Origin of the sequence: Novosphingobium sp., from assembly GCF_039595395.1 — a bacterium.
In the GTDB taxonomy this organism is placed as follows: Bacteria; Pseudomonadota; Alphaproteobacteria; order Sphingomonadales; family Sphingomonadaceae; genus Novosphingobium.
Genome location: NZ_JBCNLP010000001.1, coordinates 792308 through 809204, shown reverse-complemented (window position 1 = coordinate 809204; position 16897 = coordinate 792308). Strand labels below are relative to the sequence as shown.

Annotated in this window: 15 protein-coding genes; 6 read left to right on the top strand and 9 right to left on the bottom strand. The window is 65.7% G+C overall.

What is annotated here, in order from left to right; translation table 11 throughout:
• Window positions 1-13: 13 nt before the first annotated feature.
• The 3 genes from ABDW49_RS03805 to clpB form a co-directional block, all read right to left on the bottom strand.
• Window positions 14-664, bottom strand: coding sequence for a TetR family transcriptional regulator (locus ABDW49_RS03805; protein ID WP_343609853.1), 651 nt, complete (start codon window positions 662-664; stop codon window positions 14-16).
• Window positions 664-1449, bottom strand: a complete 786-nt coding sequence (locus ABDW49_RS03800) for an SDR family NAD(P)-dependent oxidoreductase (protein ID WP_343614116.1) — start codon at window positions 1447-1449, stop codon at window positions 664-666. Before ABDW49_RS03800 ends, ABDW49_RS03805 begins: the two co-directional genes overlap by 1 nt.
• A gap of 323 nt (window positions 1450-1772) precedes the next feature.
• Window positions 1773-4349: an ATP-dependent chaperone ClpB gene (gene clpB / locus ABDW49_RS03795; protein ID WP_343609852.1), complete on the bottom strand. Its 2577-nt coding sequence runs from the start codon at window positions 4347-4349 to the stop codon at window positions 1773-1775.
• A gap of 187 nt (window positions 4350-4536) precedes the next feature.
• Between clpB and ABDW49_RS03790 the strand changes: the two genes are divergently transcribed.
• A complete protein-coding gene (locus ABDW49_RS03790) occupies window positions 4537-7392 on the top strand; it encodes a pitrilysin family protein (protein WP_343609851.1) in 2856 nt (951 codons plus the stop codon).
• A 24-nt stretch (window positions 7393-7416) separates the two neighbouring features.
• On the opposite strand, the gene ABDW49_RS03785 is transcribed toward ABDW49_RS03790, so the two are convergent.
• From ABDW49_RS03785 to rpsU, 6 genes are all read right to left on the bottom strand, one after another.
• Window positions 7417-8295: a hypothetical protein gene (locus ABDW49_RS03785; protein WP_343609850.1), complete on the bottom strand. Its 879-nt coding sequence runs from the start codon at window positions 8293-8295 to the stop codon at window positions 7417-7419.
• Window positions 8296-8387: 92 nt separating this feature from the next.
• Window positions 8388-9884: an Asp-tRNA(Asn)/Glu-tRNA(Gln) amidotransferase subunit GatB gene (gene gatB, locus ABDW49_RS03780; RefSeq protein WP_343609849.1), complete on the bottom strand. Its 1497-nt coding sequence runs from the start codon at window positions 9882-9884 to the stop codon at window positions 8388-8390.
• 1 nt (window position 9885) lies between these two features.
• On the bottom strand, window positions 9886-11367 hold the full coding sequence (gatA, locus tag ABDW49_RS03775; protein ID WP_343609847.1) for an Asp-tRNA(Asn)/Glu-tRNA(Gln) amidotransferase subunit GatA: 1482 nt from the start codon (window positions 11365-11367) through the stop codon (window positions 9886-9888).
• On the bottom strand, window positions 11367-11669 hold the full coding sequence (gene gatC, locus ABDW49_RS03770; RefSeq protein WP_206241572.1) for an Asp-tRNA(Asn)/Glu-tRNA(Gln) amidotransferase subunit GatC: 303 nt from the start codon (window positions 11667-11669) through the stop codon (window positions 11367-11369). The genes gatA and gatC overlap by 1 nt, the downstream gene beginning before the upstream one ends.
• Before the next feature lie 151 nt (window positions 11670-11820).
• Window positions 11821-12390, bottom strand: a complete 570-nt coding sequence (locus tag ABDW49_RS03765) for an FKBP-type peptidyl-prolyl cis-trans isomerase (protein ID WP_343609843.1) — start codon at window positions 12388-12390, stop codon at window positions 11821-11823.
• 299 nt (window positions 12391-12689) lie between these two features.
• Window positions 12690-12896: a 30S ribosomal protein S21 gene (gene rpsU, locus ABDW49_RS03760; RefSeq protein WP_039331685.1), complete on the bottom strand. Its 207-nt coding sequence runs from the start codon at window positions 12894-12896 to the stop codon at window positions 12690-12692.
• Window positions 12897-13220: 324 nt separating this feature from the next.
• Here rpsU and ABDW49_RS03755 point away from each other — a divergent pair, with 324 nt between their 5' ends.
• From ABDW49_RS03755 to ABDW49_RS03735, 5 genes are read left to right on the top strand one after another with little or no spacing between them, the layout of a single operon-like run.
• Window positions 13221-14588, top strand: coding sequence for an RluA family pseudouridine synthase (locus ABDW49_RS03755; RefSeq protein WP_343609833.1), 1368 nt, complete (start codon window positions 13221-13223; stop codon window positions 14586-14588).
• Window positions 14588-15202: an FMN-binding negative transcriptional regulator gene (locus tag ABDW49_RS03750; protein WP_343609832.1), complete on the top strand. Its 615-nt coding sequence runs from the start codon at window positions 14588-14590 to the stop codon at window positions 15200-15202. The genes ABDW49_RS03755 and ABDW49_RS03750 overlap by 1 nt, the downstream gene beginning before the upstream one ends.
• On the top strand, window positions 15199-15858 hold the full coding sequence (locus ABDW49_RS03745; protein ID WP_343609831.1) for an HAD-IA family hydrolase: 660 nt from the start codon (window positions 15199-15201) through the stop codon (window positions 15856-15858). Before ABDW49_RS03750 ends, ABDW49_RS03745 begins: the two co-directional genes overlap by 4 nt.
• On the top strand, window positions 15855-16079 hold the full coding sequence (locus tag ABDW49_RS03740; RefSeq protein WP_343609830.1) for a hypothetical protein: 225 nt from the start codon (window positions 15855-15857) through the stop codon (window positions 16077-16079). Before ABDW49_RS03745 ends, ABDW49_RS03740 begins: the two co-directional genes overlap by 4 nt.
• A complete protein-coding gene (locus tag ABDW49_RS03735) occupies window positions 16076-16771 on the top strand; it encodes an ATP12 family protein (protein WP_343609829.1) in 696 nt (231 codons plus the stop codon). Before ABDW49_RS03740 ends, ABDW49_RS03735 begins: the two co-directional genes overlap by 4 nt.
• Window positions 16772-16897: the final 126 nt, after the last annotated feature.

Below are 16897 nucleotides of genomic sequence, written 5' to 3'. Positions count from 1 at the left end.
CCTTGGCGGCGGATTATGACAATCTGTCGCACTGTCCGTCATGGGGCACCAGAATGCCCGCCACGACGAAGTCGTTGAGATGGGCGCGGTATCCGTCGCGCAGGCTTTCGTCCAGCACATCGCGGCCCGAGCAATAGCGCAGCACCAGCCGCGCCGAGAAAAACCGGTCCGCCGCGCCAATCACCGTGAAATAGAAGAACTGCGGATCGACCGGGCGGAAGACCCCCGCCTGCACCCCTTCGCCAATCAGCCGTGCATAGGCATCCAGCATCGGCTGCAGGCAGGTGTCGGCCAGATGCTGCGCGACCTCGGGCGGCTCCTGGCGGATCAGGCGCATCAGCAGGCGGTGGATATAGGGCGTGCGGAAGAAGGTGTTGACCACCGCCGTCATATGCAGCCGCAGCTTGGTTTCGGGATCGGCCTCCTTGGCCAGCAGCGTGTCGACGGCTTTGAGAATGCCCGCGAAATCGCGTTCCAGCAGGGCCTTCATCAGCCCCGCCTTGTTGCCGAAGTAATATTTCACCAGCGCCGAATTCAGCCCCGAACGCGCCGCCAGCTCCGACAGCGAGACATCCACCGTATCCTCGTCGCGCATGATCCGGCTGGCGGTTTCCAGCAATTGCTCACGCGCGGCGGGCGGGGCCGAGGCAGGCGCTGCCACCATCAACGCGGGCCCATGCGGATCGCGCCATCCATGCGGATGCACTCACCGTTCATGTAATCGTGGCCGATCAGGAACAGAGCGGTCTGAGCATACTCCGCCGCCTTGCCCAGACGCTTGGGGAAAGGCACATTGGCGGCCAACGCCTGCTGCGCCTTTTCAGGCAGGCTGGCCATCATCGGCGTCTCGAAGATGCCCGGCAGGATGGTGTTGACGCGGATGCCATCGCCCATCAAATCGCGCGCGATGGGCAGGGTCATCCCCACCACGCCCGCCTTGCTGGCGGCATAGGCGACCTGCCCCATCTGCCCATCCTGCGCCGCGATGCTGGCCGTGTTGACGATCACCCCGCGCTGTCCATGCGCATCGATGGGGTTCAAGGCCACCATCCCCGCCGCACTGGCCGCGATGCAGCGGAAGGTGCCCGCCAGATTGACCGCCAGCACACGTTCGAAGTCAGCAATGGGATAGGGCAGGATCGAGCCCGTCTCCTTATCCTTCCCCACCGTTTTGCGCGCGGTGACAATGCCCGCGCAATTGACCAGCACCCGCTCCTGCCCATGCGCTGCGCGGGCCTGCGCGAAGCCTGCTTGAACGCTTTCGTCGCTGGTGACATCGACATGGGCGAAGATCGCGCCGATCTCCTGCGCGGCCTTGTGCCCGGCATCGGCGTCGCGGTCGAAGATGGTGACTTGCACGCCCTGCTGCGCTAGAGCCGTCGCCGTCGCCAGCCCAAGGCCCGAGGCCCCGCCCGTGACCACCGCCGCGATCGATGAGTTCAGTTCCATAGCCGGCATCGTCCTCTCATTATTTAAGCGAACGATTAAAGAGGGTTTGGGAAAGAAGGAAGAGGAAATGCGAGGGTGTTACACCCTCGCGCTCCCATTCTTTGTCAGCGTCGCGCATCGGGTTCGGCGACAGAGCAACGTCGCCACGCCGCAGGCAGGCATTCCCCGCAAAGCGCCAAGGCCATAAGATTGATTGCCTGCGGCGCCTTAGCTCGCACAGGTGGAGAGCCGGGGCGCCACCATTCGGCATCCCCCGCCCTATCGCCGGAAGACATTCTGGGAGCGCGAGGGGGTAACCCCCTCGCACCTTCCTTTTAGCCTTCTTACTCGACTTCCATCACCAAGGCCCCATCCCCATCATCGATGCGGACGGTCGAACCATCGGGCACTTCGCCAGCCAACAGCTTCTCGGCCAGAGGGTCTTGCAGATAGCGCTGCACCGCCCGCTTCAAAGGCCGCGCGCCATACACGGGATCATAGCCCACCCGGCCCAGCCAGCGCTTGGCGCCGATCGTCAGGTCCAGCGTGATCTTGCGATCCTTCAGCAGCTTCTGCACGCGTGCCACCTGAATCTCCACGATCGGCGCCATATGGTCCTGACCGAGGCGGTGGAACAGGATGATCTCGTCCAGACGGTTGAGGAATTCGGGGCGGAAGTGCCCGCGCACCACATCCATCACCTGCGGCTCCACGCTGGACACATCCTGATCGTCATCCAGATTGGCGAGATACTGGCTGCCAAGGTTGCTGGTCAGGATGATCAGCGTGTTGGTGAAGTCCACCACACGGCCTTGCCCGTCGGTGAGGCGCCCATCGTCGAGCACCTGCAGCAGCACGTTGAAGACATCGCTGTGTGCCTTTTCCACCTCGTCGAACAGCACCACCTGATAGGGGCGGCGGCGCACGGCCTCGGTCAGCACGCCGCCCTCGTCGTAACCGACATAGCCCGGAGGGGCGCCGATCAGGCGGGAGACCGCGTGCTTTTCCATGAACTCGCTCATGTCGATGCGGACCATGGCGTTGTCATCGTCGAAGAGGAAGCCGGCCAGCGCCTTGGTCAGCTCGGTCTTGCCGACGCCCGTGGGGCCGAGGAAGAGGAAGCTGCCCAGAGGCCGGTTGGGGTCCTGCAGGCCTGCGCGGGCACGGCGCACGGCTTTCGACACGGCGGTGACCGCATCCTTCTGGCCGATGACGCGGGCGCCGATCACCTCTTCCATCTTGAGCAGCTTCTCGCGCTCGCCTTCCAGCATGCGGTCGACGGGCACGCCGGTCCAGCGGCTGACCACGGCGGCGATGTCGTCGGCGGTCACCTCCTCGCGCAGCATGGCGTTGCTGCTGGTGGCCTGGGCCTCGGCCAGCTGCTTTTCCAGCTCGGGGATGCGGCCATAGGTCAGCTGCCCCGCCTTGGCGAGGTCGCCCTGACGCTGGGCCTGCTCCAGTTCGAGGCGCGCGGCGTCGAGCGCTTCCTTGATCTTGCCCTCGGCGGCGATCTTGTCGCGCTCATTCTGCCAGCGGGTGGTGAGTTCCACGCTGCGCTGCTCCAGATTGGCCAGCTCCTCGCGCAGGGTGGTGAGCCGGTCGCGGGAGGCGGTGTCGCTCTCCTTGGCCAGCGCCATCTCCTCGATCTTGAGCTGGATGATCCGGCGGTCGAGAGTCTCGATCTCCTCGGGCTTGCTCTCCACCTCCATGCGGATGCGGCTGGCGGCCTCGTCCATCAGGTCGATGGCCTTGTCCGGCAGGAAGCGGTCCGCGATGTAGCGGTTGGAGAGGGTCGCGGCGGCCACGATGGCATTGTCCGCGATGCGCACGCCATGGTGAAGCTCGTACTTCTCCTTCAAGCCGCGCAGGATGCTGATCGTGTCCTCCACGGTCGGTTCGCCCACGAAGACGGGTTGGAACCGGCGCTGCAGGGCCGGGTCCTTCTCGACATACTTCTGGTATTCATCCAGCGTGGTCGCGCCGATGCAGTGCAGCTCGCCGCGCGCCAGAGCGGGTTTCAGCAGATTGCCGGCATCCATCGCGCCTTCGCTTTTGCCCGCGCCGATCAGCGTGTGCATCTCGTCGATGAAGAGGATGATCTCGCCCTCGGCCTGACGCACCTCGTCCAGCACGGATTTGAGGCGTTCCTCGAACTCGCCGCGATATTTGGCGCCCGCGATCAACGCGCCCATGTCGAGCGACATCAGGCGGCGGTCCTTCAGGCTGTCGGGCACGTCACCATTGGCGATGCGCAGGGCGAGGCCCTCGGCGATGGCGGTCTTGCCCACGCCGGGTTCGCCGATCAGCGCCGGATTGTTCTTGGTGCGGCGGGCCAGGATCTGGATGGTGCGGCGGATTTCCTCGTCGCGGCCGATCACCGGGTCCAGCTTGCCGTCGCGCGCGGCTTGCGTGAGATCGCGGGCGAATTTCTTCATCGCCTCATAGGCGTTTTCGGCCCCTGCGCTATCGGCGCTGCGCCCGCCCGTCAGGTCCTGAATGGCTTTTTCCAGCGTGGCGGGGGTAACGTTGGCCAGCTTCAGCGCCTGCCCGGCAGCACCGCCGGACATCGCCAGCGCCTGCAGAATGCGCTGCACGGCGACAAAGCTGTCGCCCGCCTTGGCCGAAAGCTGCTCGGCGCTGTCCAGCACGCGCACGGCGTCATTGTCCAGTCCGGGGGGCTGCTGGGCGCCACCGCCCGAAACGGCGGGGATCTTGGCCAACGCCTTGTCCACCTCGGCGGTGACCAGCGCGGTGGTGCCACCGGCGCGCTGGATCAGGCCGGCGGCCATGCCCTCATCGTCTTCCAGCAGGGCTTTCAGGATATGTTCGGGGGTGATGCGCTGGTGAGACAGACGGATCGCCAGCGTCTGGCTGGCTTGCAGGAAACCCTTGGCGCGGTCGGTAAACTTTTCGAGATTCATGGGGATCAAACCTCCTGTTGCCCCAAGAGATAGTGTTGCCGTTTTAACACACAAGAGGCTCTAGGGGGTCTGGATCAAATTTCCGCTTTTCATAACAAGACCCACCATCGGTGGCTTGGCGTTTTAACCCTGCGCTCATACACTTCGGATCATTCAGGGGTTTAACGCCCGTCTCAGAGGATCGTTCATGCGTCCTGTCAAAGCCTTGCTTCTTGCCTCCTGCCTGCTGCCTTTGAGCCTCCCCGCTCAGGCCCAAACAGCGCCGGAGCCCGCCCCGCTGGCCGATCTGGTGAAGGCGGTGGATATCCCTTACGAGACCTTCAAGCTGAAGAATGGCCTCACCGTCATCATCCACACCGACCGCAAGGCGCCGATCGTGGGCGTCACCACCTATTACCGCGTCGGCTCCAAGAACGAGCCCAAGGGCAAGACCGGCTTTGCCCATCTCTATGAGCATCTCTTCTTCGGCGGCAGCGAGAATGTGCCGAATTTCGACGTGCCGCTGGAGGCGGCGGGCTCTGATTCCACCAATGGCTCAACCTATTACGACCGCACCAATTACGTCGAGACCGTGCCCAAGGGCGCCCTGCCCCTCGCCCTGTTTCAGGAAAGCGACCGCATGGGGCACCTGCTGGGCGCCGTCACGCAGGACAAGCTCGACAAGCAGCGCGGCGTGGTCGAGAACGAGAAGCGCCAGGGCGACAACCAGCCCTATGGCCTGATCCAATACGCCGTGTCCGACGGGCTGTTCCCGGTGGGCCATCCCTATCGCCACACCACGATTGGCTCGATGGGTGATCTCGATTCGGCCAATCTCACCGATGTGCGCGGCTGGTTCACCGACCATTACGCCCCCAACAATGCCGTGCTGGTGCTGAGCGGCGACGTGGATGTCGCCACTGCCCGCCCGCTGGTCGAGAAATATTACGGCGACATTCCCAGCGGCCCTTCGGTGAAGCCGGTGGTGGCCGGGCCCGTCACCCTGCCCGCCACCCTGCGCCGCGAGATGACCGATCAGGTCGCCACCACACGGCTGCTGCGCGTCTGGTCCGGCCCCAATATGAACGATCCGGAAAGTTCGGCGCTCGATGTCGGCATGTCGGTGCTGGGGGGCCTTGCCTCCTCGCGGCTGGACAATGCGCTGGTGCGCGGGCAGCAACTGGCCGTCTCGGTCAGCGCCGGGGTCGAGCAGCATGAGCAGCTTTCGGTCATCACCGTCAGCATGGATGTGAAGCCCGGCGTCGACCGCAAGACCGCCGAGGAAGCGCTGGACGCCCAGATCGCCAGCTTCCTCAAGGAAGGCCCCAGCGCCGATGAGGTGAAGCGCGCCGCCACCAAGGAGGTCTCGCAGGAGATCGGCGCGCTCGAAGTCGTCGGCGGCTTTGGCGGCAAGGGCGCGCAACTGGCCGAGGGGCAGCTCTATTCGGGCGACCCGGCGCATTACCGCAAGGAACTGGCCGAGATCGCCGCGCAGACCCCCGCCACCATCAAAGCCTCCATCGACAAATGGCTGAGCCGCCCCGCGCTGATGCTGGCCATCACGCCGGGCGAGCGCACCATGAGCGGCGACCAGCTCGGCGGCTGGGATGATGGCGCGAACGAGCCCGCGCCCAAGCCCGATGCCAAGGCGCCGGTGCCGCCGGTGAAGCAGTCGCCGCCGCGCAAGGCCCCGCCCGTCGCCCCGGTCAGCAGCCTGACCTTCCCGACGCTGGAGCATGCCACGCTGTCCAACGGCATCGAGGTGGTGCTGGCGCGTCGCACCGCCGTGCCCAAGCTGCTGGTCAATGTGGAATTCGATGCCGGCGTCTCGGGCGATTCGCTCGATGCGCCGGGCACGCAGGGCATGCTGATGGCGATGCTCGACGAGGGCACCGCTCAGGACGCCACCGGCGGCCACACCCGCAACCCCACGCAGATCCGCGAAGAGCAGGAGAGGCTGGGCGCCGAACTGCAGGCCGGGGCCGCGATGGACACCAGCAATGTGATGCTCTCGGCGCTGTCGGCCAATCTGGCGCCCTCGCTCGATCTGCTGGCCGATGTGGTGCGCCGCCCCGCCTTCGCCCCCGCCGAGCTGGAGCGGGTGAAGCAGCAGCGCCTCGCCTCGCTGGCCCAGACCATGGCGAGCCCGCAGGGTCTGGCCTTCCATGTCTTCAACCCGATCCTGTTCGGGCCCAATCATCCCTATGGCCATGCCGGCGATGGGCTGGGCACGCAGGCCAGCATCAAGGGCTTCACCAGCCAGAGCCTGCGCGCCGCGCAGAGCCAGTGGCTGCGGCCCGATCTGGCGCGAATCACCGTGGTGGGCGACATCACCATGGCGACGTTGAAGCCGCAGTTGGAGAAGGCTTTCGGCACCTGGAAGGCGCCCGCCACGCCGAAGCCCGTGAAGGCCATCGACGCCCCCGGCCTGCCCGCCCGCCCGCGCATCGTGCTGATCGACCGGCCCAACTCGCCGCAGTCGATGATCGTGGCCGGACGTCTGCTGCCCTTAAAGGGCACGCAGCAGGGGCAGGAAGCCCTGAACCTTGGCAATGAGGTGCTGGGCGCCGATTTCCTCTCGCGCCTCAACACCGATCTGCGGGAGGAAAAGAGCTGGACCTATGGCGTGCAGTCGCTGGTGCGCCAACCGGTGGGGCAGCGCAGCCTGCTGGTGGTCGCCCCGGTGCAGACCGACCGCACCGGCGATTCGATTCTGGCCATGGTCGCCGATATGAAGGCGCTGGCCAGCGACAAGCCCGTCACGCCCGAGGAGGTGCAGCGCGTCACCGATGGCAACATCCGCGGGCTGGCCAACAGCTATCAGACCAATGGCCAGGTGCTGGGCGCGATCAACAGCAACCGCCTGCTGGGCCGCCCGGAGGATTATGACGCCCGCCTGCCCGGCCTCTATCGCCAGATCGACGCGGCAGCGCTGAACACGGCGATCCGCGCGCAGTTGCAGCCCGATGGTCTGGTCTTCGCGGTGGTGGGCGACCGCAAGCTGGTCGAGCCCCAGTTGCAGAAGGTTGGCCTGCCGGTGGAGGTGACCACCGTTACGCCTTAAGCGTCTATGGCCTGCCGGGGTGCCTTAATGCGCCCCGGCAGCAGCTCCCGTGATGGTGAAATCATAGACGCGATAGACGCTCTGCTTCGAGCGCTGGGATTCGCCGATCAGCACAAAGCCATATTCGCCCGGCGGCAGATCGCCCGGCAATTCGACGCTGAAGATGCCGTCGCCAAGGTCGGTCATGCCGAAGGGCAGCGTATTTTTGGGATCGATGCCGGTCACGCTGACATAGGGCGCCACCCGCCCGATGGTCATCTGCCGCGTGGCGCCATCCTGCCGAAAATGGACCAGGCTGAACTCATTGGGCGATTGCGCCGCCGTGCCGCCCACGCCGCCAAATTCGCTGACGCGATTGTCCTGCGGGTTGAAATAGAAGCGAAAGGCGGGGCGCGGGGCGGCAATCACCATCTGCGCGGTCGCGCGCGGCACGATCAGCTTGGCCATATGCGGGAAAAGAATCGAGCCATTGCCCACCAGTTTCACCGCCGTCTGCCCGGTGGGGCGCAGCAGGGTCAGACCATGAACCTCATCGCCGGACCAATAGATGCCCTCGGGCTGGCGCGAGGGCGCCGTTGTGGGACGGGTGGAGGCGAACATGCCCCCGGCGGCAGGGCGTGCTTGCGGGGCAGCGGTGGTGCGGACAGCGGGGCCTTCTGAAAAATACTCCCCTGCCGAGCGGCTCCCGGCACAGCTTTCCACCATGGCAACGATCACATCGTCGGAGAGCCCAGCCTTTTTCAGACCGACCATGGCTGCTGTCGATGTGTCGTAATGGCAGGGCAGCGCATGGATCTTGGCGATCACCGGCCCGTCGCCCAGTCCGGCGCGGTGCAGGGCAATCACGGCGTCATTGTCGAAAGTTTGCGCGGAAGCGGCGGCGGGCAGCACAGCCGCCATCATCGCAAGACGCCACGACAACCCCCGCCCAACCCGCTTTGACACAGCCTGCCCCCCGTATCGCTACGGCAGGCAGGCTATCGCGGTTAAGTGGTTCAGGCCAGAGCCTTCTTCACCAGTTCATTGACGATCTGCGGATTGGCCTTGCCCGCCATCGCCTTCATCGTCTGGCCCACGAAGAAGCCGAAAAGCGCTTCCTTGCCGGCCTTGTACTGCTCCACCTTGTCGGCATTGTTGGCCATGATGGTGGCCACAGCCGCCTCGATGGCGCCGGTGTCGCTGGTCTGCTTGAGGCCCTCGCGCTCGACGATGGTGGCGGCATCGTCGCCGGTCTCCAGCATCTTTTCGAGCACCTGCTTGGCGATCGAGCCCGAAATCGTGCCATTGCCGACCAGCGCCAGCAGTTGGCCCGCCTTTTCGGCATCGATCGGGCTGGAGGCCAGATCCTTGCCCAGCTTGTTCAGCGCCCCGAAGAACTCCGAGAGCAGCCAGTTGGAGGCCTGTTTGGCCACCTCGCCCTCGGGCTTGTTCTGGGCGGTGGCGGTGGCGGCCAGCAGCGCCTCGAACCAGCGGGCGGTGTCGACCTCGGCGGTCAGCACGCCGGCGGCATAGGCCGTCAGGCCCAGAGCGCCTTCGTAACGCGCGCGCTTGGCGTCGGGCAGTTCGGGGAGCGAGGCGCGGGCCTCCTCCACGAAGGCATCGTCCAGCACCAGCGGCAGCAGATCGGGATCGGGGAAATAGCGGTAATCATGCGCGTCTTCCTTGCTGCGCATGCTCCGCGTTTCATTGCGGTCCGGGTCGTAGAGGCGCGTTTCCTGCACCACCTTGCCGCCGTCCTCGATGAGGGCGACCTGACGCTTGGCTTCCGATTCCACCACGGCCATCACGAAGCGCACCGAATTGACGTTCTTCGTCTCGGTGCGCGTGCCGAACTCATCGCCGGGGCGGCGCACCGAGACGTTGACGTCGGCACGCATCGAGCCCTGATCCATATTGCCATCGCACGAGCCGACATAGCGCAGGATCGAACGCAGCTTGCTCAGGTAAGCGCCAGCCTCGGCGGGCGAACGCATATCGGGGCGGCTGACGATCTCCATCAGCGCCACGCCCGAGCGATTCAAATCGACATAGGACATCGTCGGGTGCTGATCATGCATCAGCTTGCCCGCATCCTGCTCGACATGGATGCGCTCGACGCCGATCACCTTCTTCGAGGTCTCGGGGTTCTTCTCATCCAGCGTGATCTCGATCTCGCCCTCGCCCACGATGGGGTGGTAGAGCTGGCTGATCTGATAGCCCTGCGGCAGATCGGCGTAGAAGTAGTTCTTGCGGTCGAACCGGCTCCACTTGTTGATCTGCGCGCCGATGGCGATGCCGGTGCGCACCGCCTGGCGGATGCACTCCATATTGGGCACGGGCAGCATGCCGGGCATGGCCGCATCGATCAGCGAGACCTGCGAGTTGGGCTCGGCACCGAAAGCCGTGGCCGAGCCGGAGAACAGCTTGGCGTTGGAGGTGACCTGCGCATGGACCTCAAGGCCGATCACGACCTCCCATTCGCCCGTTGCGCCCTGAATACGATAGTCGCTCATCTTACCACCACTTTTCCGGCTTGGCGCTGAAACCAGCGCGCTGCTCGATCGCCAGACCGGCGTTCAGCACGCCCTGCTCATCGAAGGGACGCCCGATGATCTGCAGCCCCAGCGGCAGCCCCTGAGAATCCAGCCCGGCAGGCACGCTCATCGCGGGCAGCCCAGCCAGCGAGGCCGGCACCGAGAACACATCGCCCAGATACATATCGAGCGGATTGGTCTTCTCACCCAGCGCGAAGGCCGAGGTCGGCGCGGTGGGGGCCAGGATCACATCGACCTGCTTGAAGGCTTCCTCGAAATCGCGCGCGATCAGCGTGCGGACCTTCTGCGCCTGCGTGTAATAGGCATCGTAAAAGCCCGCCGAGAGCACATAGGTGCCGATCAGGATGCGGCGCTTGACCTCGTCACCGAAACCGGCGGCGCGGGTGGCGGCGTACATCTCCTGAAGGTTGGCACCATCGGGCAGGTCGCGCAGGCCGTAACGCACGCCATCATAGCGCGCGAGGTTCGACGAGGCCTCGGCAGGCGCGATGATGTAATAGGTCGCCAGAGCGTATTTGGAATGCGGCAGCGAGATGTCCACCACCTCGGCCCCGGCATCCTTCAGCCAGGCGATGCCTTCGTCCCAGCTCTTGGCGACTTCGGCATTCAGGCCTTCCAGACGATATTCGCGCGGAATACCAACCTTCTTGCCCTTCAGATCGCCCGACAGAGCCGCTTCCCAGTTCGGAACCGGCAGATCGAGGCTGGTGGCATCCTTGGCGTCGAAACCAGCCATGGCTTCGAGCATCACGGCGCAATCCTGCACCGTATGCGCCATCGGCCCGGCCTGATCGAGCGAGGAGGCAAAGGCCACGATGCCCCAGCGCGAGCAACGACCATAGGTCGGCTTGATGCCCGAAATGCCGGTGAAGGCCGCAGGCTGACGGATCGAACCCCCGGTGTCAGTGCCGGTCGCGGCAGGCACGATGCGCGCCGCCACAGCCGCCGAAGACCCGCCCGAGGAACCACCGGGGGCCAGAGCCGAAGTGTCATTCGGGCGGCGCCAGGGCGAGGTCACCTTGCCATAGGCGCTGCTCTCGTTGGACGAGCCCATCGCGAACTGGTCGAGGTTCAGCTTGCCCAGCAGGCCCGCGCCCGCATCCCACAGCTTCTGCGAGACGGTCGATTCATACTCGGGCTTGAAGCCTTCGAGGATCTTCGAGGCGGCGGTCGTCTGCACGCCCTTGGTGGCGAACAGATCCTTCATGCCGATGGGCACGCCCGCCAGCTTGCCCAGCGGCTTGCCAGCGGCGCGGTCGGCATCGACCTTGGCGGCGGCATCCAGCGCCGCCTGCGGCGTGGTGACGATAAAGGCGTTCAAAGCCTCCTGCGCCTCGGCCACGGCACCGTTGAAGGCCGTGGCGACTTCGGTCGCGGTGAAATCGCCACCGGCCACGCCATCGCGGATGCCGGTGAGCGTCAGATCGGTCAGATTGGTCATTATTCGATCACCTTGGGCACGCCAAAGAAGCCATGTTCGGCAGCCGGCGCATTGGCCAGCACCGCATCGCGAATCCCGCCGCCGGTCAGCGGATCGGCGTTCACAATGTCTTCGCGCAGGCGCAGATGGTTGGGGATGACGGCGGTCATCGGCTCGACGCCGGTGACATCGACCTCGCCCAATTGCTCGACCCAATCGAGGATGCCGTTCAGTTCGGGCACCATGGCCTCCAGATCGCCCGGAGTCACCTTGATGCGGGCCAGCGAGGCGATTTTCGCCACGGTCGCGGTATCAACCGACATAGATCAAACCTTTAACAAACAGAAGGCCGGGCCATGGACCCGGCCTTCGCAAATCTGCATCGTGGCTAGCACCCCGCAAGCGCCTCTTCAAGCGAAGCGCGGAAACCGCGCCTCAATCAAACAATGCGCAGCGGATATAGCCCGGCAAAACTTACTGCGGAGCGCCGTCCGGACCGGCAGGGGCGCCAGCGTCAGGACCTTGCGGCGCGCCTTGGGGAGCGCCCTGCGCGCCCTTGCCCGCCGCCTGCTGGCGCATGATCTGCTCCATCATGCGCTGCTGGGCTTCCAGCTCGGCACGGTTGGCGAATTGCAGCACCTCGATCTCGAAGGTCAGGTCGCTGTTCGCCGGGATCGGGCCCTGCGCATGGTCGCCGTAAGCCAGCTTGGCAGGGATATGGACGAGATACTTGCCGCCCGCCTGAGTCTGGGCCAGCGCCTTGGCGAAGCCGGGAATCACGCCCTGCATCTGGGCTGGCACGCGCTGCGCTTGATCGAAGACCGTGCCGTTCGACAGCTTGCCGACATAGTTGATGAGGATGACGTCAGCCGGAGTCGGGTTGGTACCCGCACCCGCGCGCAGCGTCTGCACATCGACCAGTTGGGGGCGCACCGCCGCCGCCACGCCGCCGCCCAGCGCGACAGCCACGAAAGCGGCCAGCCACAGCTTGGTCTTCGATCCCTTGGCCAGCGGCTGGAGGGGAACGCGGGTGATCTCGGTCATCGTGCCATCCTGATCTGGTGCGCGGGCAGCAAAGCGCCACGCGCGAGAAATTTCGCCGCTCCTCATGGCTCAAGCCGCCCGAAGGAGCAAGCCCCGCAGGCTGCCTATGGCACCAAAGAATCGGGACCAGCTTTTGTGATCGCCACTATGGTCGATACGGGGCGCAGATACGCCAAAGGCCCGTCAGCTTCATCGCTTTTCCGGAAAGATCTTCCGAATCGGCAAGGAAGCCACGGGCCCCTGATGTCGCAAAAGCGAAGATGGATCAGGCAGGCTGCTTCCAGCCTGCCAACCCAGTCTTACTTGACGCCGTCACGCTCCTGGCGCTTGCGCTCCAGCTTGCGGGCGCGGCGCACGGCAGCGGCCTTTTCGCGGGCGCGCTTTTCCGAGGGCTTCTCAAAGTGACGACGCAGCTTCATCTCGCGATACACGCCTTCGCGCTGCAGCTTCTTCTTGAGCGCGCGGAGGGCTTGATCGACATTGTTATCGCGGACGAGAATCTGCATAAAAAGAACAACCTCACGATCATCATGGCGAGAACCCCACCGATCCGCAGATCAAAAAAGCGGGGGAGCACCTGAAGGATTTCAAAACACACGGACAGGCCGATTCCCGAGGGGAACGACCGGAATTGCGGCGCCGCTACCAGAGTCGCACTCAGAAGGCAAGCCTTGGCAGCCATTCCCTCGTGCGAAATGCCACTTCTGCACCCCGGCAGTGACAGTTTCACGACCAGCAGCCCGCATCCCGCACACAGACAACACCCCGCGCGCCCTGTGCGAGCTTGTGCGGGCTGTTCCTCGGGCGCTCCTTAGGCTAACGGGGCCAACATGACCAAGGATAATACGAAAACGCCCCGCCAGCACCAGAGCGCCGACACCGTGCGCCAATTCACCGTGGGGCCCGATGACAATGACATTCGCCTGGACCGCTGGTTCAAGCGCCATCTGCCGCAGGTGGGCTTTGCCACCATCAGCCGCTGGGCGCGCACCGGGCAGATCCGCGTGGACGGCAAGCGCAGCGCGCCCGAAGACCGCCTGACCACCGGGCAGGTGCTGCGCGTGCCGCCGGGCGACACCCATGCCCCCGGCGCAGGCACCGGCAAGGGCGCGAAAGCCCGCAAGCCGCTGACCGATGCCCAGCTCGAGATGGCCGACCGCATCGTGCTGCATCGCGATCCCAGCGCCATCGTCATCAACAAGCCGCCGGGTCTGGCCACGCAGGGCGGCAGCGGCACCTTCGAGCATGTCGATGGGCTGCTCGATGCCTATGCTGGGGGCGGGTATGGGGACAACAAAAACGCCCCGCGTCCGCGTCTGGTCCATCGTCTCGACAAGGACACCAGCGGCGCGCTGCTGGTCGCCGCCACGCCGGGCAGCGCGGCCTATTTCTCGCGGCGCTTTTCCTCGCGTCAGGCCACCAAGATCTATTGGGCGCTGGTGATCGGCGTGCCCAGCATCGACGAGGGCCTGATCGACCTGCCGCTCGCCAAGCAGCCGGGCACCGGCGGCGAGAAGATGATGGTCGACCATTCCGAACAGGGTCAGCCCTCCAAGAGCCGCTACCGCGTGATCGACCGCGCGGGCAACAGCGCCTGCTGGATGGAACTGCAACCGCTGACGGGGCGCACCCATCAGCTTCGCGTGCATCTGGCCGCCATCGGCCACCCCATCGTGGGCGACGGCAAATATGGCGGTAAGGATGCGTTCCTCTCGGGCAGCATCAGCCGCAAGATGCATCTGCACGCCCGCCGCATCATCATCGACCACCCGGACGGCACCCCGCTGGATGTGACGGCCCCCCTGCCCGAGCATTTCGCGGCCAGCCTGGCCCAGCTTGGCTTCAACGAGGACGATGGCGAGTTCATCCCCGATCCAACCGGTGAGCTGACGCGCGACGAGGAAAAGTCGATCGCCAAGGCCCATGCCAAGCAATACCGCAAGGAACGCCGCGGCGAACGCCGGGGACGCGCCGAGACCGGTCGCGCCCGCACCGATGCCAAGCCGCGCAAGGCGGTTCCCGGCAAGGCACGCCCCGGCGGGGTGAAAATCGCCAAGGGCAAAGGCGTTACCGGCCCCAAGGCGGCTGCCGCCAAGCCGGCCTCCGCCCCCCGCAGCGGCCCCTCCCGTCCGGCGGGCGGCAAGCCTGCCGCGCCGCGCAAGCCCTCCGCCCCGCGTGGTGGCCCCAAGAGCCGCTGATGCATCCCAACCCCGCCTTCCGCCTGCACGGGAGCCCCAAGGACGATCGCGCGCTGATGGAGCGCCTGATCACCGAAGTGGGCTTCGGCATGATCTTCGCCGCTACGCCCGATGGTCCGCGCGTCGCGCATGTGCCGCTGCGCTCGACGGGCGATGGGGCGGTGCAGTTCCATCTGGCGCGCGGCAATGCGCTGACGGGCCATCTGGGCGGGGTGAATGCTCTGGCGGTGATCAATGGGCCTGACGCCTATGTCTCGCCGCGCTGGTATGGCGACGACCCCTCTCAGGTGCCGACATGGAACTATGTCGCGCTGGAGCTGGAAGGCCCCGTGCGGCGCATGCAGGAGGACGGGCTGGTCGATCTGCTCGAAGCGCTGTCGGCGCGGGAAGAAGCGCGCCTGCCCGAACCGGCATGGACGATGGACAAGCTGGAGGGCGATCTGCGCCGCCGCATGCTCTCGGCCATTGTCGGTTTCGAGATGGAGGTGCGGGCCTGGCGCCCCACCTTCAAGCTCTCGCAGAACAAGAATGAGGCGCAGCGCGCGGGCGTGATCGCGGGGCTCGAAGAGAGTGGCGCGCGCGCCATGGCGGAAATGATGCGGGGTTTGGGATGAGTGGGGCAGTACGCTTGGCCGTCTTCGATTGCGACGGCACGCTGGTCGATGGCCAGCACGAGATCTGCGCGGCGATGGATGAGGCTTTCCTCGCCCTCGGCCTGCGCCCGCCCGCCCATGGCGCGGTGCGCCGCGCGGTGGGGCTCAGCCTGCCGCAGACGATGCGCCACCTCGCCAGCGAGGAAGGCATCGAGATCCAGGCCGCTTTGGTCGAGGCCTATAAATCCGCCTATCGCACCGCCCGCGCCGAAGGCCGGGTGAGCGAGCCGATCTTCGCGGGCATCCGCCCGCTGCTCGATCAATTGCGCGCGGATGGCTGGGATCTGGGCGTGGCCACCGGCAAGAGCATGCGCGGGCTGCTGCATTGCCTGGCGGTCAATGCACTCTCCGATCATTTCGTCACCTTGCAGACCGCCGACAATCACCCCTCCAAGCCGCATCCCGCCATGTTGCAGGCCGCGCTGGATCAGGCCATGGCTCTGCCTGCCGATGCGGTGATGATCGGCGACACCACCTATGACATCGCCATGGCCCGGTCGGCGGGCGTGCGCGCGGTGGGCGTGGCCTGGGGCTATCACCCCGCCAGCGAGCTGATCGCCGCCGGGGCCGAGGCGGTCGCCATGACCCCCGCCGAGCTGAAGGATATTCTGGTTTGAGCAAGACCTACACACCCGAGGAGATCGCCAAGGCCCGCTTCAAGCGCCTGACCTATGTGCGCTTTGGCGGCGTGGTGGTGGCGATGGTCGGCGCGGCCATTGCGGCGGATAAGGTGGCACTGCCGCATTGGCTGGGGCTGCTGCTGATCGTGATCGGCCTGTTCGATGTGCTGGTCTTCCCCCGCATGCTGGTGCGCCGCTGGAAGAAAGAGGCAAAGTGAAGCGTTTCTACAAGACTGTTTCCGTCGAAGCCGCAGAGGGCGGTTTCGGCGTGCGGCTCGATGGCCGCGCGGTGAAGACCGTGGGCGGCCGCCCGCAGGTGGTGCCCGGCGAGGCTCTGGCCCGCGCCATGGCGGCGGAATGGGACGGCCAGGGCGAGGAGATCGACACCAAGGTCTTCCTGCTGCGCGATATGGCCGATTATGCGCTGGATGTGGTCGCTTCCGATCCCGCCGAGGCGATGCGCGCTCTGGTGCCTTATGCCGAGACGGATACGCTGTGCTATCGCGCCGATCCCGATGAGGCGGTGTGGCAGCGCCAGCAGACCGTATGGGAGCCGATCCTGAAGGATGCCGAGGCCCGCTATGGCCTGCGTTTCGAGCGTGTCTCGGGCATCATCGCCAGGCCTCAGCCTGCCGAGACCATGGCGCGTGTGGAAGATCTGCTGGCCGCCAAGGATGCCTTTGCTCTGGCCGCCTTGCGCAATCTGGCGGGCCTTGCCGCCTCGCTGGTGACAGGCCTGCTGGCGCTGGAAGAGGATGCCGATCTGGCGGCTCTGTGGGACGCGGCCCATCTGGAGGAAATCTGGCAGGCCGAGCTGTGGGGCAGCGACGAAGAGGCCGAGCTGCGCCAGAAGAACCGCCGCGCCGCCTTCATGGCCGCTGCGCAGTTTGCCAGGCTGGCAAGGGGCTAGAGCGTTTTCAAGCCGGGCTTGCATGTTGAACGGCCGGAGGAAGGTCAAGGATGCCTCCGGCGGGCAAAGGGCCATCGCCCTTTGCAATCCCTTATATGCCTGCCTCGCGTTGCGGGTTTGCCCTCA

Coding starts and splice junctions, on each gene's coding strand:
- ABDW49_RS03755 (WP_343609833.1), top strand. CDS start 13,221: ATGACCAAGGATAATACGAAAACGCCCCGCCAGCACCAGAGCGCCGAC.
- clpB (WP_343609852.1), bottom strand. CDS start 4,349: ATGAATCTCGAAAAGTTTACCGACCGCGCCAAGGGTTTCCTGCAAGCC.
- ABDW49_RS03790 (WP_343609851.1), top strand. CDS start 4,537: ATGCGTCCTGTCAAAGCCTTGCTTCTTGCCTCCTGCCTGCTGCCTTTG.
- gatC (WP_206241572.1), bottom strand. CDS start 11,669: ATGTCGGTTGATACCGCGACCGTGGCGAAAATCGCCTCGCTGGCCCGC.
- ABDW49_RS03785 (WP_343609850.1), bottom strand. CDS start 8,295: ATGATGGCGGCTGTGCTGCCCGCCGCCGCTTCCGCGCAAACTTTCGAC.
- gatA (WP_343609847.1), bottom strand. CDS start 11,367: ATGACCAATCTGACCGATCTGACGCTCACCGGCATCCGCGATGGCGTG.
- rpsU (WP_039331685.1), bottom strand. CDS start 12,896: ATGCAGATTCTCGTCCGCGATAACAATGTCGATCAAGCCCTCCGCGCG.
- ABDW49_RS03805 (WP_343609853.1), bottom strand. CDS start 664: ATGGTGGCAGCGCCTGCCTCGGCCCCGCCCGCCGCGCGTGAGCAATTG.
- gatB (WP_343609849.1), bottom strand. CDS start 9,884: ATGAGCGACTATCGTATTCAGGGCGCAACGGGCGAATGGGAGGTCGTG.
- ABDW49_RS03800 (WP_343614116.1), bottom strand. CDS start 1,449: ATGGAACTGAACTCATCGATCGCGGCGGTGGTCACGGGCGGGGCCTCG.
- ABDW49_RS03765 (WP_343609843.1), bottom strand. CDS start 12,390: ATGACCGAGATCACCCGCGTTCCCCTCCAGCCGCTGGCCAAGGGATCG.
- ABDW49_RS03750 (WP_343609832.1), top strand. CDS start 14,588: ATGCATCCCAACCCCGCCTTCCGCCTGCACGGGAGCCCCAAGGACGAT.
- ABDW49_RS03745 (WP_343609831.1), top strand. CDS start 15,199: ATGAGTGGGGCAGTACGCTTGGCCGTCTTCGATTGCGACGGCACGCTG.